General features: G+C 45.1%; 8 protein-coding genes and 1 tRNA gene. All 9 read left to right on the top strand.

Features of this window, described 5'->3' with window-relative positions; translation table 11 throughout:
• Positions 1-315: 315 nt before the first annotated feature.
• The 9 genes from KFE98_19825 (at position 316) to KFE98_19785 (ending at position 15,322) form a co-directional block, all read left to right on the top strand.
• On the top strand, positions 316-1,026 hold the full coding sequence (locus KFE98_19825; GenBank protein UTW62226.1) for a Crp/Fnr family transcriptional regulator: 711 nt from the start codon (positions 316-318) through the stop codon (positions 1,024-1,026).
• Positions 1,023-1,298: a hypothetical protein gene (locus tag KFE98_19820; protein ID UTW62225.1), complete on the top strand. Its 276-nt coding sequence runs from the start codon at positions 1,023-1,025 to the stop codon at positions 1,296-1,298. The genes KFE98_19825 and KFE98_19820 overlap by 4 nt, the downstream gene beginning before the upstream one ends.
• An 89-nt stretch (positions 1,299-1,387) precedes the next feature.
• On the top strand, positions 1,388-2,143 hold the full coding sequence (gene tpiA, locus KFE98_19815; protein ID UTW62224.1) for a triose-phosphate isomerase: 756 nt from the start codon (positions 1,388-1,390) through the stop codon (positions 2,141-2,143).
• A gap of 3 nt (positions 2,144-2,146) precedes the next feature.
• On the top strand, positions 2,147-2,977 hold the full coding sequence (gene prmA / locus KFE98_19810) for a 50S ribosomal protein L11 methyltransferase (protein ID UTW62223.1): 831 nt from the start codon (positions 2,147-2,149) through the stop codon (positions 2,975-2,977).
• A 24-nt stretch (positions 2,978-3,001) separates the two neighbouring features.
• A complete protein-coding gene (locus KFE98_19805; protein ID UTW62222.1) occupies positions 3,002-7,495 on the top strand; it encodes a hypothetical protein in 4,494 nt (1,497 codons plus the stop codon).
• A gap of 37 nt (positions 7,496-7,532) precedes the next feature.
• Positions 7,533-8,225, top strand: a complete 693-nt coding sequence (plsY, locus tag KFE98_19800) for a glycerol-3-phosphate 1-O-acyltransferase PlsY (protein UTW62221.1) — start codon at positions 7,533-7,535, stop codon at positions 8,223-8,225.
• Complete coding sequence (locus tag KFE98_19795; protein ID UTW62220.1) at positions 8,225-14,908, top strand: PD40 domain-containing protein; 6,684 nt, start codon at positions 8,225-8,227, stop codon at positions 14,906-14,908. Before plsY ends, KFE98_19795 begins: the two co-directional genes overlap by 1 nt.
• Before the next feature lie 4 nt (positions 14,909-14,912).
• Entirely contained in the window at positions 14,913-15,188 is a 276-nt protein-coding gene (locus KFE98_19790) for an ATP-dependent Clp protease adaptor ClpS (protein ID UTW62219.1), read from the top strand.
• 57 nt (positions 15,189-15,245) lie between these two features.
• A tRNA-Arg gene (locus KFE98_19785) sits at positions 15,246-15,322 on the top strand.
• Positions 15,323-16,111: the final 789 nt, after the last annotated feature.

The raw sequence follows: 16,111 nt of genomic DNA, 5'->3' as shown, positions 1-16,111 counted from the left end.
TTCAAACCGATTAATGCGAGTAAGGAAATAAAACGTTTTTTACGAATGAAAATGAGTGTACCATATAGCTTGTATTCAAAGGGTTATTTCCATTGGCCGAGAAAGATTGAAAAAAAAATGCCCGAATAGCCAGCCCCTTGCCCAATTCGCACGTTAAGGAAGTAAGCGCAAATTAGGAAGCACGAATCTGGGGGGATAGTGGTTCAAAATGGAGTTAACATTTCGATCTATGTTGGCCTCCGCTCGATAATCACCTCAGGAAAACGCTCTTTTTGCTTTGGAATATTAGCTAAATTAGATTTTCAAAGAAGTTGTATGGCGGCAAACGAAAGTAAACTCTGGTATCTGGAACAGATTAACATCTTCCGGGACCTCACCCCAGAAGACCTTAACCGTATAGACGAATTGACCAGCATGCGCAGCATGGCTAAGGGGAAGTACATCTATTTTCCGGATGATCCCTCCAAGGTGGTTTTCCTTTTAAAACAAGGGAAAGTGAAAATTGGAAGTTATTCGGATGACGGAAAAGAAATCATCAAAGCGATTCTTGAACCGGGTGAAATTTTTGGAGAATTGGCCATTATGGGTGAGGAAAATCGAAAGGACTTTGCTCAGGCATTAACCAGTGATGTTCGCTTCTGTGCTATTGGAGTAGAGGAGATGAAAGAAATGCTAATGAGTAACCCGAAGCTCAACTTCGAAGTGACTAAGACCATCGGCGATCGTTTACTTAAGGTAGAGCGTCGCCTTGAATCCTTGGTTTTTAAAGATGCCCGCCAGCGTATTCTCGAGTTTATCTTCAACAATGCTATGGAGCGTGGAGCGAAGATTGGCTATGGCCAAAAATTGAAACACGATCTCACCCACCAGGATATCGCCAATTTAACAGCAACCTCGCGTCAAACTGTTACGATTGTACTTAACGAACTACGCGAACGGGAGTTAATCAATTTTGACAGGAAGAGTATCCTTATTCACGATACCCGTGAATTTGAAAACGAATTGGCCCGGGAAGAAAGAGTATGAAATACCATTTGTTTGTAGGTGAGAACTGCCACGATTGCAAAAAAGTGCACCAAAAAATCGTGGAGCAAGGTTTGGATGTTGAAGTGAAAAACCTGGACCACGGAGATGAATCTCCAGTAGACTTGTTTATTCTCCCGGCCCTATTATCATCCGATGGTGATCTGAAGGCCTATGGAATGGATATAATTGATTACCTCCAAAAACCTGAGGCCGAAGCCGAGAGACTTTCCTGGTTAACCCGCTGGCTTAGAGGTGGGAAGCGTAAGGCCTAAGCTTATTAACAGTTTCTTCTGATGATTTCATTCCCATTTCGGCTCATTGGCTCGGGGAGTGTCTTACTTTTGGCGTCAAATCAATACCTATGGCAAGAAAAGTTTTGTTTGGAAACTGGAAAATGAATAACAATCTGGCGGAAGCCGGAGCTCTCCTCGCAAACCTGAAAGAGCACTACCAAGAACCCACCGAAGATTTACTCATTGGCGTATCGCCTTCCTTTCCTTTTATAGCCCTGGCGGTTGAAGAGTTGAAAGGATCGCCTTTCCAGGTATCCGCACAAAATATTTCCTCCGAAAACTCAGGTGCATTCACCGGAGAAGTGAGTGCCGATATGATTGCTTCATTAGGAGCGGGTTATACCTTGGTTGGGCACAGTGAAAGACGCGCTCTTTTTGGCGAAGAAAACGCTATTCTGAGGAAGAAAACAGACTTGGCTCTGGCCGCAGGAATTCAAGTGATTTACTGCATTGGTGAAACGTTGGAAGAGCGACGTACCGGAAAATTGGAAAGTGTGATTCGCGAACAGATCGAGCAAGTGGTATTTGGGCGTGATGCGGCCGAATTGGAAAACATGATTTTGGCTTACGAACCCGTTTGGGCCATCGGTACAGGAGAAACGGCTTCTCCGGAACAAGCTCAGGAAGTTCACGCTTTTATCCGCCGTTTGATCACCGAAGAGTTTGGTGCCGACGTGGCTAACAACTTGTCTCTCATTTACGGTGGAAGCTGTAAGCCGGCTAATGCTCAAGAGCTATTTGCCTGCCCGGATATTGATGGTGGCTTGATTGGTGGAGCTTCTCTAAAAGCCGAAGATTTTGTTGCCATTGCCAGATCCTTTTAACCCATGAATTACATTGAATTTAAGGCCGAATACGATCCCGACCAGGTAAGTGGGGATTGGTTGCTCGCTGAATTGACAGAGGTTCCATTCGAGAGTTATGTGGAAGAAGAAAGAGCGATCGTAGCCTATATACCAGAAGACGATTACGACGAAAGTTGGATCACGTCCCTGGAATTGCCTGATGGGGTGCGTTGTTCGGTAAAAACGATTAAACAGGTCAATTGGAATGCAGAGTGGGAAAAGAATTTTGATCCGGTAACTATTTCCGATCAATGTATCGTTCGAGCTCCCTTTCATACCTTGGATCAGGAGTACCGTTACGATATCGTTATTCAGCCGAAAATGTCCTTTGGAACTGGGCATCACGCTACTACTTCTTTAATGCTTCAGGAAATGCTAAGCATGGATTTCGAAAACCAATCCGTGCTGGATATGGGAACCGGAACCGGGGTTTTGGCCATTTTGGCCGCCTGGAGAGGAGCCAAGCACGTGTTTGCTGTAGATATTGATTCTTGGGCTTATGAGAATTCTCTCGAAAATGTGGACACCAATCCGGATACAGATGCGATTGAAGTAGCACAAGGAGATGTGAGTTCGATTGAAGGCAAGGAATACCACACCATTTTGGCGAATATCAACAAGAACATTATCCGCCAGGATATCGGTCAATATGAAAAATGTTTGCTTCCCGGAGGTCGATTATTAATTAGTGGAGTGCTTTTTGATGATAAAGAGGATGTAAAACAATGGGCTTCCGATTTGGGGCTGGTTTTCGATAAAGAAAATCAGAAAGATAATTGGATGATGATCTCGTTTTACAAAAATGTTGATTAGATTCGTTAGGTCTCAAAGCCTCTGATGAACCGCATTCTTTATTCCGCAATTATTCTGTTGGGCCTGCTTTTGGTGGGAAATGCCGTAGAGGCCCAGGTCGATCGTTTGCCCATACCCAGGGATTCCACCGAATTCTTTAACCGCATCGAAAAGATGATGAATTCGGATAAAACCCGGAAGCAGGATGCCAAAGACTTCTTGGAGCAATTTGAACCGGTTTGGTTTGGCGGGTATTTTGACGAAGAAATTCGGACCAAAATCTACGAAACCTGCGACCGGATGAACGAGCGTCGTTTGCTTCCTTTTCCCGATTTCTATGCTTACTTGTCATCGGTGTCTGCCTTCGTTACTTCAGGGCACGATATGGAACAGTTCTATTCCTGGCACCAGGGCGTGGATTACCTGATTGAGGGCAAAAGCAAGCGTAAGTTTGAGAACTTTCTGCTCTTTAGTAGTGAGCTCTTTAAGAACAATACGCTCTATAAAACCAATGCGAGTGAATGGCGTTCCTCAACTTCTGAATTCAAGATTCAGTGGGAGGGAGGTAAAACCGGTGAGGCTGTTGTTGATATTCCGGAATGTAACTTGGTTTGCTACGCTAAAAACGACAGTGCTCACATATTTGCTACTGAGGGTAAGTACTACCCAATGCAGAGTATTTGGGTCGGTCACGGCGGAACGGTGAACTGGAATCGGGCTGGATTCGAAGAAGAAGCTGTGGTGGCTAAGATTAAAAACTACCGCATTGAGATGGACCGCTCTCAGTACCATGCGGACTCGGCGGAGTTTAAAAACACGATCTACTTTGGCAACGCTAAGCTTTTAGGAGAACTCGAGGATAAAGTATTGGCCAATGTAAATGAAGATCGGGCGCAATATCCTCGATTTAAATCATACAAAGACAACCTGAAAATTCGAAACATTTTCCCCAATGTGGATTACCAGGGTGGATTTACGCAAAAGGGAACCAGCTTTATTGGATCGGGTACCGATGAAAACCCGGCCAAAATAACCATCAATCGAAACGGAAAGCCCTTCTTGGAGGCCTATGCCAAGAGTTTTATTATGCGCTCCAACAAGATTAATGCGGATCCAGCTGAGATCTTCATCTATTTTGAAGGGGATACCATTTACCACCCCGGAACCAATTTCAAATTTGATAACGAAAAGCGGACCCTCGTTTTATTTAGAAACAACGTCGGTCGGGCCAAATCACCTTATTACAATGAATACCATGGGGTAGACATGCACGTGGAGGTGATGGAGTGGAACATCGATGGAAACATGATGCACATGAAGCCTCTGATCGGTAACACGAATAGGGGAGCGCTCTTCGAGTCAACCGATTTTTACAAGGCCTTTCGTTTTGACGAACTCTATGGATTGGGGCGAAAGCATCCCTTGGTGATTCTAAAAAAATGTTCAGAAACCTACCAATCGCGGGAACTATTGGTGAGTGATGTGGCCCAATGTTGGGGATTGCCCGCTTCGCAAGTGAAGCCCATGATGATGATCCTGAGCAACGTAGGATTCGTTCGTTACGATTACGACGAAGATAAAATCACGGTGATGGACAAAACCTTCAATTACGTGCTGGCACGTGTGAAGAAGGTGGACTATGACATTATTCAATTTAACTCCGAACCCAAAAGATCGAACAACGCCGACTTCAACCTGGATTCCCTGTATATGCAACTCCACGGAGTTAGAGGGCTTAACCTTTCTGATTCTCACAACGTACTCGTGATTCCTACCAATGGTGAGATTCTGCTCAAGCACAACCGCGATTTTGATTTTTCAGGGGTAGTTGTAGCCGGTCGGTTGGAGATATTCGGTCGGGATTTTAGCTTTAAATACGACTCCTTCCTCATTCGAATGCCCCATATCGATTCCATGAGGATTAACGTAGAGCTCGAAGAAATGGATACCTATGGTCGCCATAAGATGAAGCGGGTTCGAACGGTGATTGAACAGATAAATGGGGTATTGGAAATTGACAAACCGTCCAACAAATCGGGTAAGATACCGATTAAGCGATGGCCCGTATTCCGAAGTTTCGATCGATCCTATGCCTACTATGACAAAGGCGAAGTATTGGGCGGGGTATATGACCGAAACCGATTTATGTTTGAGCTTGAACCCTTTGTATTTGATAGCCTGGACAACTTCCAGAATTCGGCGATTCAGTTTGACGGAACCTTTAAATCGGGTGGGGTATTTGAAGACTTTACCCAAACGCTGAGCTTACAGAATGACTATTCCCTCGGATTTGTGAACAAAACACCCGATGAGGGGATGCCTATTTATGAGGGGAGAGGAACATTCTACAACGACATCCACTTGAGCCACGAAGGTTTGAAGGGAGATGGTTATTTGGATTACATTACCTCAACCACAGAGTCGCAGTCCTTTTTCTTCTTTCCGGATTCGGCCAATGGAATTGCCCAGAATTATGTGATCGAAGAACAATATCCAGGTCCACCTGAATACCCACCCGTAGAGGGGCATGACCTGAACTGGCATTGGTATCCAGCTGAAGACACCATGACGGTGGCCAATATTTCCGATCCCATTGGTATGTATGATGGGTCATCTAAATTCTCTGGAACCTTGATCTACAACCCCGATAGTTTGATTGGTACAGGTAAGGGGGGCAAAAAAGGACATTTCGAGTTTGATAAGGCCATTACTGAATCCGATGAGATTCGTTTCCGCTTCTACGAATTCCTCAGTGATACTGCCGATTTTGCTTTGAAAACAGGGTCTCTGGGTGAGTTAGGATTCGATACGAAAAACATGCGGGCCCATGTGAGCTTTAAGGATCGGGTAGGGCATTTCTGGGCCAATGGTGAAGCCTCTGAAATTGTCTTTACCAAAAACGAATACAAGGCAAAAATGGATGAGTTTACCTGGCACATGGATGATGACATGGTGGACTTGACGGCCAAGAAACAACAGGTAGAGAGCGGCGCATCCGGATCGGTAGATATTGAAGGGGCGAAGCTGACTTGTATTAAAAAGCACGATAAAGCCGCACAGGATAGCTTATTCTTTTACTCCAGTAGTTGTAAGTATGACCTGAAACGAGACATCATTACCGCTGATGAGGTGAAATATGTGGAAGTAGCTGATGCTGAGATTATTCCGGATAGTAACCGTTTGGTGATTTATAAGGAAGCCAAAATTCGTAAGTTGGCCAATGCGCAGATCGTTGCCAACAAGATTAACCGCTTCCATAAAATTTACAATGCGGAGTTAGAAATCATCAATAAGATCGAATACAAAGGGAGCGGGAAATACGATTACAAAGACATTAATAAATCCGTTCAGGTAATTGATTTTCAGGAAATTTACGTCAGCAGTCAGGTGCAGACCGTGGCCAATGGTAAGATTGGGGAAGAAATGGACTTTACCTTGAGTCCCAAATTCCGATTTAGAGGAGAGGTAGCCTTGCAAGCCAGTAAGGAACTTCTTGAATTTGCGGGAGGAACCCAGATCAATCACGAGTGTAAAGAACTGGAACGCCCTTGGATCAAATTCGTAGCTTCGATCGACCCGGAAGATGTGATGATTCCAGTTGATACCAACTCTGAAAGTGAGTCGGGTGATGCGATCTTTATGGGACAAATGATGGGAAGTTTACCGGCCAACGTGTATTCCCTGTTTGGAGCCGCATCTCAGAAACCTTCTGATAAGGTGCTGTCTTCAGCCTCTGGGGTAATTGCTTACAATTACCAAAGCAAAGAATTTAGAGTCGGTTCGGAGCAAAAAGTAAATATTCCAACCTTAACCGGTAACTACTTGACCCTGAGCACGGAGAAGTGTGTTGTTCAATTTGAAGGAGAGCATGACTTCGGAGCTAAGCTGGGACGTATAGCTGCGCGGCCAGTAGGTAAAATCAAGCATGACCTTAAGACCGATTCAGTGACCTTGGAAACTTCCTTGTTGGTTAATTTCTTCTTTGAGGAAAAAGCCTTGAAGGATATGTCTAAAGAATTTCAGGATGACCCTGATTTGGAACGGGTAGACTACGACAACACCACCTACAACTACGGAATAAAAACCTTGATTGGTGAAAAGGAAGGGGAGAAGATACGCTCGGAGGTGGCCTTGACCGGAAAGATGAAAAGGGTTCCGGATGAATTGGCGAAGACCTTCTACTTTACGAATCTGAAGTTGTATTGGAATCCGCAGAAAATGGCCTTCCTTTCTTCAGGTGGAATTGGTTATGGAAACTCTTTGAAGCAGCAGGTGAACAAGATTTCCGACGGTACCATCATGATCAAGAAGAAGAGGAGTGGAGACATTTTTGCGATCTATTTGAAAATTGATAAGCAGACCTGGTACTACTTCTCGTATTCGAACGAAGTACTCGAAACGGTTTCTACCAATGACAAGTACAACACCGCTATCAAAGAGGCTAAAAAGAACAAGCAGGAGAGAACCAAAGGACAGGCTCGTTTCCGGTTTATTCCTACGCCAAAAACAAAAGTATCTGCGTTTCTACGACAGATTTAGCCCCAATTAGTTTTAATTTGTAGTTCAACTATTCTTGATGCCAGATAGTTTACAAATCGCCGGTGTAGTGTTGGCCTATTTGATTGGATCTATTCCTACGGCTGTATGGGTTGGCAAGATTTTTTACCAGACTGATGTTCGAGAACACGGTAGTGGAAATGCCGGTGCTACCAACACTTTCCGGGTTTTAGGAAAGAAAGCAGGAATCTTCGTATTGCTATTTGACGTTTTTAAAGGTGTTTTAGCGGTTTTGTTGGCGGGCTATTTTAGCGCCTTTGAACCACAAGAAGTCAAGTACGTCAATTTTCAGCTTGCTTTGGGTGTAGCCGCCTTGCTTGGGCACATTTTTCCCGTTTATGCCGGATTTCGCGGCGGAAAAGGAATCGCTACCCTTTTGGGCATTATGTTGGCCATCCATCCTCAAGCGGCTTTAAGTTGTATTGGAATTTTTCTAGTGGTGTTTTTATTAACACGCTATGTTTCATTAGGTTCTATCGTGGCTTCCGTCTGTTTTCCGCTTATTGTTATATTGGTCTATCAAAGTAGGGTTCCTTCGTTGGTAATTTTCTCCATTTTCATTGCTGTAATGGTGATTATTACGCATCAGAAGAACATCGAAAGACTGATTCGGAGAGATGAAAACAAAGCCAATCTTAGGCTCATCCGTTCGCGGTCTGAGAAGTATTCTTCAGAAGAGGATTATGAGGAGCCTGATGAAGATGACGACTAATGATCGGTGGTAAAGGATTGAAAATTGTTGGTCTGCTCATTTTTCTCTGCTGGGTTCAACTACAGCCAGGGTTTGCGCAGGACTACAAGAGCGAAAAACAGCTCATAAAAGGGGCTAACACAGCCTTTGATAACGAAGCATACGGAGAGGCAATTCCTTTGTATTCCACTTTGGTGAGTAACTACCCCAAAGACCCGGAGTACAATTTCAAATATGGTGCGAGCTTGCTGTACGGCGGTGCAGACAAAGAGAAACCCATCCGGTATCTGCAATATGCGGTGAGTAAGCCTTCGGTGGATCCTTTGGCTTATTACTATTTCGCACAGGCTTTGCACATGAACTACGAGTTCGAAAAAGCCATAAAATACTACCAGAAATTTAAAAACCAGGGTAAACCAGCCGATGTCAAGAAATACACGGTTGAAAACCAGATTAACCAATGTGAGAATGGTTTAAAGCTACTCAAGACCATTACCGACCTCATCGTATTGGACAAAAAAGAACTTCGTGAAGAAGATTTTTACAAAGTCTACGATTTAAGTGACTTTGGCGGCCAAATACTAACGAAGACCGACGATTTCAAATCGGATTACGACAAAAAGAACAACAAAGAAGGAATCTTCTATTTCCCAAAGAATGCCGAGAAGATCTTCTTCTCCAGCCATACCATGGACAACAACCGTGGTAAGGATATCTACTTCGCCTTTCGCGAGCCTGATGGAGGATGGTCTAAGCCCATCAACATGGGGAAGGTTATCAATACCGACTACGACGACGACTATCCCTTTATGCATCCGGATGGAAAGACGCTCTACTTTGCTTCAAAAGGACACAACAGCTTAGGTGGCTACGACATTTTTGTAACCACCTTAAACGAATCCGGGGATTGGACAACTCCACGCAATCTCGATTTTGCTATTAACACTCCTGGAGATGATTACCTCTTCATAACCGATGAGTCTGGAAAAACGGCTTATTTCTCATCTAATCGGGAATCGGCGAAAGGGGAAGTAAACGTATACCGGATTAACATGAGCCGGGTACCACTCGATTTTGCTTTTATCTATGGAACCTTCAATTCAGAATCTACCAAGTCTGCCAACATCAAGGTAAAGGACGTGGAGAAGGATGCTTATATCGGAGAATACGAAACCGATGAGAATGGAAAGTACCGCATCAAGCTTCCGAACAAAGGAAAGTTTGAGTTTGAAGTAAACTACGAGAACAGCGAAGTCATCCACTCTGGAACAGTAGAAATGAACAACCAGGACGCCTTCAAGCCTTTGAAACAGGAGATGATGGTGGTTGATCAGGGAACGGAAGCCGAGAAGTTGATCATTCGAAACCTATTGGATGAGGATGCTGGTGAGGAAGTTAAACTGACTGCCGATTTCTTAAAAGAACGAGCCAAGCTGGAAATCAACAAAGATGATTATCCTGAAGAACCAGAAGGTCCGGAACTCCTTTCGGAGGAAACGAGTGCCACAGAAACTTCGGAAGAATCCATGGCCTCGGCGGAAGAATCTTCTACCGAACCTCAAGACACAACCGGAAAGGCTGGTACTTCTATTTTGGATGAAAAGGTAGTTCAGGAAACTGCTGAGACCGGTGGCCCTGATTTGGTTTCTGCTGAAGAACACGAAGAAACAGGAGGAAGCAACGGCTCAGATTCAGTCAATGAAACAGAGGGTTCTGAAAACTCAAGCGAGTCGGGAAGTGGCGGAAGTGATGCCTCGGGCAACAATGGGGCTGCCTCATCCGGTGGTGGAGCTGTTTCTGGCGGTGGATCTGCCGGAGTTCAAGCAGGTGCTGCTGTGGTAGGTGGTGCTATTGCAGCTACTACAGGTGGAAATCAAGGTGAAGAGAACGAGAGCTCGTCTACCCCTTCTTCATCCAGCAACGAAGCAAGTGAAGAATCGACCATTGGGAATCAGGTGTCTTATGAAATGGCAGCCGAAAACCCAACCAAAGAAGATTACCTGGAATCCGCTAATACCAATAGCCAAGCCTTGCGAAACGATGCCCAGATTCAAGAGTTTCAGGCGAATATTGCTGGAGATGTGGCCAGTAAGCGTAATGCGGAAGCCGAGGAGTACAAACTGAAGGCTGAAACACTTTTGGCAGAAATCGATGCTACAACCGAAGAGGGGCAACAGTCAGAAGAGTACCAAGAAGCTCAGGAATTGCTGCTTCAGGCCGAAATAGCAGATTACCAATACGATAAGGCAAGCAGTTTACAGGAAGAATTAAAGACTTCGAGTCGTGAATCTCAGGTGGCTGCCGTAAAGGGAGTGGAGTATTCTGCTCAGATTCAGGCTGCCTCGGACGAAGGGGAAGAGGCCAGTGATACCTATGAAGAGTTTTTGAATTATGCTCAAGATCAAACCAGCGATCAAGCCGTTTTGGAGAGCAAATTCGCCCAGGTTAACAAGGAGTATCAAGGCAAGATTACTGAATACAACCAGGCCCATTCCCGTACCATGGCTATGGAAGAGGAAATTGAGGAGATGGAATCAGACTTGACCACTAAAAAGGCTGAAGCTGAGAATGCCTCGGGTAAGACTCAAAAGACGCTATTGGCCGAAATTGAGCAGGAAGAACAAGACTTGGCTACCGAGAAAATAAACCTGAAGAATGCTCAAAAAGAGAACGAAGATCTCTACAAAGAGGCCATGAAAAAACAGTCGGAGCTGGAAGTGATCAGAGATGTGATGGATCGCTCAGCTGAGAATTCCGACATTACCCGCTTAGCAGAACAGGGGACTCATTTGCAAATTGGTGGAAGCCTTCCCGCTGTGGCTGCTCTGCCATCAGGAGCACCTGAATCGATGGCTATTGCGTCAGAGAATGAAGCCGCAAGTGGTAATGGTGAAATGAAATCCTCTGAAGAATCTTCCACTAATTCGACAAGCGATGCGAGTGAATCTCCGGCCTTAGCGGCGAGTAGCTCCGAAACTGGGTCAGAGAATGAATCAAGCGCTGGTTCGAACTCTTCTGCGGGAAGTGAACCCGGTAATGAAGGCGAAAATTCAGACTCATCAAACTCATCTAATACTTCCCAATCCGATTCAGGATCCTCTTCATCTGAAGGAGGAACAAGCATGTCTGGTTCAGGAGCTTCAACGGCAAGCTCTGGAGTTGCTGGTGCTGCAGGTGCTGTTACGGCGGTTGCGAACCCGGCCTTAGCAGCCATCCCCGTTGAGACGGAAGAGAGCATTGATAATCGTGAGGCTCTTGGGTTTTATGAAGATGACAGTTTAAGTCCGGTAGAAGAGGCTCTAATGCCTCAGGAAGGTCAGGAAGTAGTTCTTTTTGATCCCGGTAAGACTGTAGAATCTCTGGCCAATGAAGATCAGAGTGTAAGAGCGTTGAATAGTAGTGGTTATAACCGCGAATACATGAATGAGTTCATGGAAGTGGTAGAAGTAGAAGATGACTACGAAAGAGCGGTTAAGAACTATGTCATTAACGAAAGTTGGTTGTTGGATCTAAATCGTGAGGAACAATACCTGGAGAGTATCGAGGGTGATGTGCCTGAAGAATATCAAGCCAATTACCGTCAACGCCTGGCATCTGTTAGCAACCTAAAGCAGTTGAAGGAACGTGACATGGAAAGGTCACGTGAACAGGTAATTAACCTTACAGAAGACAACGGTGCTGACCCAGGGCCGGTTGCCGCAGATTACCGAAGTACATTTGGACAAGAGGCCTCCCAAGAAGAGGGTGGTTTAGCAGAAGAAGCTGGATCTGACCCGAGCTTGATGGCCGAAGAAGGAGGAACCGCTGCCGCCAATCCTACCTTAATAGAAGGAGGAGAATCTGAAGGTGCAGAAGCTACCGACACCGGTGCTGAGAGCGAGTCTTCTAATGGTTCTGAGGAAAGCATGGAAGGAGCTGATGGCTCTACCGAAGATGGTACTTTGGAATCAGGAGAAGTTGCAGTTGCTGGTGCCGCTGCAGCTGGATCTGCCGGAGCTGGTCAGGACGGATCTGAGTCCGCTGAAAGTTTTGCAGGTGAGGAATCAGGATCAGAAGGTTCTGAGTCGGAATCTTCGATTAATCCAGGTACGAATGAAGAGACAAGTTCGGCAGAAGAATCCTTTGCTGAAGCTGGTGAAGCGGAAACTGAGGAATCCACTTCTTTCTCCAATGAATCTAACGAAGGGGGAGACGGAGAAGATACATCCTCAAACACGGGAACTGAGACAGAAACTTCATTAAATGAAGTAGAAAATGGTTCTGCCAATAATTCGGGTAGTAACTCTGAAGGTGGGAACGATGAAGGAAGTTCCGCCTCCAACTCTTCTGATAATACTTCAGGAGGATCTTCTTCCAATGCCAATGAGGCTGGAGCAAGTTCGCCTTTAATTACCTCGGCGGCCCCAACCGCTAGCGGCGGTGCTACCTCCGTTAAAGGATCCACAGGTTTCGCGATTGCGCCTTTGGCTGGAGTTGCCTTGCCTAAAGTTACTTCTGAAAAGGTAATGGCAGAACCCAATGAAAAGGCTCAGAAAGAGGCTGATGTTCAAAATCAATCCCTTGCCGAAGTTGAGGAAGAGTATGATCAAAAGCAACAAGATTTAAGCACGGCTAAAGGCAAAAAGAAGAAAACACTTCAGGCAGAAGTTGAGACTATGCGCGCCGATGTATCTGCACAGCGCACCCAGGCTGTAATTGCTGAACACCGAGTGGAAGCCATGAGTCGAGCTGCTGATGTGATAATGGTATCGGGTCCGGATGCAGAAAGAGAGTCGGTTAAAGAAGCGGCCTTGGCCGAAGAATACCAGGCTGCGGCAACAGCGAAATTGGAAGAGGCCGATGCAAAGGAAAAAGAGAAAGTAAAAGGCGGAAAGAAGAAGAAAAGAATCCACGCTGCTGAAGTACAGCAAATTCGTTTGGAAGGAGATAGCCTGCAACAATTAGCCATTGCTTCTAAAAAGCTGGCCGGTGATCTCGAAGAATTGGAAGATGAGCTCATTGAAGTTTATTTAACCACCCCAGAGGAGCTTCCATTAACTGAAAAGCGATTGACCCAGGCCGAAGTTCAGAACGTTCAGCAGACTGAAGAGTTTAAAGAATATGATTTGCAGCGTAAGGAAGCTGCTGTGAGTTATGCCAAGGCTCGTGAGTATCAGCGCATGGCCGATGAAGGTAAGGAACAGGTAACTCAAGCCGAGGAAGCGCTAAAAGTAAAAAAGGAAAAAGCCGAAAACGAAGCCGATACCGAGAAACGTCAGGTCATGATGGATGAGATCGTGGAATTGGAGCAAAAGATCGATGGCCAAAAGAGTGTAAATGCTACCTATGAGCAAAAGGCACAGGAAAACTACATGGCTTACAATCAAAATCGTAACGAGGCTATTCGATCCATTCAGGAGCCCGATGAAGAATTGTCCTCCGATTTAATTGCTTTGGCCAACCAGTTGGATGAAAGTGCTTATTACCAAGCTCCAGCAGGTAATGACTTTATGGCTAACGAAGAAACTCCTGGTGGTGGTTTTACTCCTGAAGAGTTTAGCCGTGTGGTAACTGGTTTGGATGCCTATCCGGAGAACTTGGAAGACGCCATCTTCCAGATGATCGAATTCAACGAATCTCTGTATGACGAAGAGAATCCTATTCCAATGGATTCTAAGATTCCAAATGGAGTAATTTATAAGGTTCAAATTGGAGCCTTCCGCACGCCACCGCCTCAGGATGTGTTCAAAGGATTTGCTCCAGTTAGGGGAGAGAATACACGTCCAGGTTGGATTCGATATACGGCAGGGTTGTTTAATTCCATTGGACAAGCTCGCTTGAAAAGAAATGAAATTCGGGCTTTGGGTTATGAAGATGCCTTTGTTGTGGCTTACTTAAATGGAGAGCGCATTAGTTTGGATCAAGCTCAGGAATACGAGACTTCCGGTGTTCCGGTTGCCAGTCAGCCTGCCGCAACAAGCTCAGGAGAACAATTGGTACTTCTGGAAGAGCCTACAGGAACTTCGGCTCAGGAAGCCTTTAACCAAGGGGTAAACACACCAACATCTAACAATACCGCAACTCCAGGGGAGGTAAAGCAGTTGGATGAAATTCAGGGATTGATGTACACCGTGCAGGTTGGGGCATTTAGAACACCTATTACCACTAATGACTTGTACAACATCAGTCCTTTGGTTGAATACGAGCAAAGTGGCCTCTTTAAGTATGGTTCAGGAGTATATAACGACCGAAACCAAGCAGAAGCCGATAAGAATAGAATTGTAGCCCTTGGGGTAGAAGATGCCTTTGTAACGGCGTTTTACAATGGAAGACGCGTTTCTATGGCTGAGGCAGCCCAAATTGCTCAAGGTGGAGGAGATGTGTTTGCAGAAGCTACTCCAATTACGGTGGGAGCCAGCCCGAGTCCGAGCACATCTGCTGGCTCAGGAAATGTAGAGTTCCGGGTTCAAATTGGAGCCTATCGAGAAGAAGTTCCAGTGGATGATGCCCGAGTTATTCTTAGTTTGTCTAACTTAGGCATTGAAGTCAAGCAGGAAGGTGATATGACCACCTACACGGTTGGCAGTTATGAGAGCTATGATGTGGCCAGTGAGTTCAAGAACCGGGTTCAGGGCCAAGGATTACAGGGTGCCTTTGTGGTAGCCTTCCAAAATGGACAAAAAATAGATGTACAACGGGCAATTCAATTGTCCGGAAATCAGTAGAACAATGATTGGTTCAGGAAAAGAACAAACCCAGTCGGAAGAACTTGTACTCGAAGAATTAGAGAGTAGTTTAATCCTCTACAACGATGATGTAAACACCTTCGATTACGTGATAGACTGCCTGGTAGAAATTTGCCGCCACAACCCTATACAGGCCGAGCAAATTACCCACATTGTGCACTATAACGGCAAGTGTGAGGTAAAACAGGGAACAAAAAAGGAATTAATTTCAATGTGTAAGGCATTGATCAACTGTGGCTTGCAAGCGGAGGTAAATTAATCTTAAGAAAAAGGTATTCTCCAATTAAAAGAAAGCTATACATTTGCAGCCTCGTAAGGCTCCGTAGCATAACTGGATAGTGCACCTGACTACGGATCAGGAGGTTCGGGGTTCGAATCCCTGCGGAGTCACCACCAAAACCCTCAAGTCTTTATTATTCAAAGGTTTGAGGGTTTTGTCTTTTTTAGGGGCCGGATTCGGGGCCATCCTGCCAGGAAGGCAGGTTTTTCATTTATTCTTAGAACGATGGATGCGGGAAAATCCGGCATCTCAGGTAAAGGTACCTAAATCGTGCCAAAAGGCGAATAGGGGCCTATTTAGTGCGGTGATGAACCGGTGATGAATTTCTATGCCGGGTGTTGAATTTTCGCTCCCGGTGTTGAATGGATGATGAATGGGTGATGAATTTCTGTTCTCGGTATTGAACGGGTATTGAATTTCTACGTTGGGTATTGAATGGGTATTGAATTTTCGGCGCTCGGTATTGAACGGGTATTGAATTTCTACGTTGGGTATTGAATGGGTATTGAATTTTCGGCGCTCGGTATTGAATGGGTATTGAATTTTCTGAGTTCGGTATTGAACGGGTATTGAATTTCTGAGTTCGGTATTGAACGGGTATTGAATTTCTGAGTTCGGTACTGAACGGGTACTGAATTTCTGCGTTCGGTACTGAATGGGTACTGAATTTCTGCGTTCGGTACTGAATGGGTACTGAATTTCTATGTTCGGTACTGAATGGGTACTGAATTTCTGCGTTCGGTACTGAATGGGTACTGAATTTTCTGTGTTCGGTACTGAATAGGTACCGAATTTCTGCGTTCGGTACTGAATGGATACTGAATTTTCTGTGTTCGGTACTGAATAGGTACTGAATTTCTGTGTGCGTTAACTAATAACCTTTGATTATGCGATCATGCGAT

This window comes from bacterium SCSIO 12741 (assembly GCA_024398055.1).
Lineage (GTDB): Bacteria > Bacteroidota > Bacteroidia > Flavobacteriales_G > Salibacteraceae > SCSIO-12741.
Note: the sequence above shows the minus strand (reverse complement) of the source record. Positions and strands in the feature narration are given on the sequence as shown.

Bases quoted from the DNA above. Each gene is read 5' to 3' on its own strand.
- tpiA (UTW62224.1), top strand. From the start codon at position 1,388: ATGGCAAGAAAAGTTTTGTTTGGAAACTGGAAAATGAATAACAATCTG.
- prmA (UTW62223.1), top strand. From the start codon at position 2,147: ATGAATTACATTGAATTTAAGGCCGAATACGATCCCGACCAGGTAAGT.
- KFE98_19805 (UTW62222.1), top strand. From the start codon at position 3,002: ATGAACCGCATTCTTTATTCCGCAATTATTCTGTTGGGCCTGCTTTTG.
- KFE98_19795 (UTW62220.1), top strand. From the start codon at position 8,225: ATGATCGGTGGTAAAGGATTGAAAATTGTTGGTCTGCTCATTTTTCTC.
- KFE98_19820 (UTW62225.1), top strand. From the start codon at position 1,023: ATGAAATACCATTTGTTTGTAGGTGAGAACTGCCACGATTGCAAAAAA.
- KFE98_19825 (UTW62226.1), top strand. From the start codon at position 316: ATGGCGGCAAACGAAAGTAAACTCTGGTATCTGGAACAGATTAACATC.
- KFE98_19790 (UTW62219.1), top strand. From the start codon at position 14,913: ATGATTGGTTCAGGAAAAGAACAAACCCAGTCGGAAGAACTTGTACTC.
- plsY (UTW62221.1), top strand. From the start codon at position 7,533: ATGCCAGATAGTTTACAAATCGCCGGTGTAGTGTTGGCCTATTTGATT.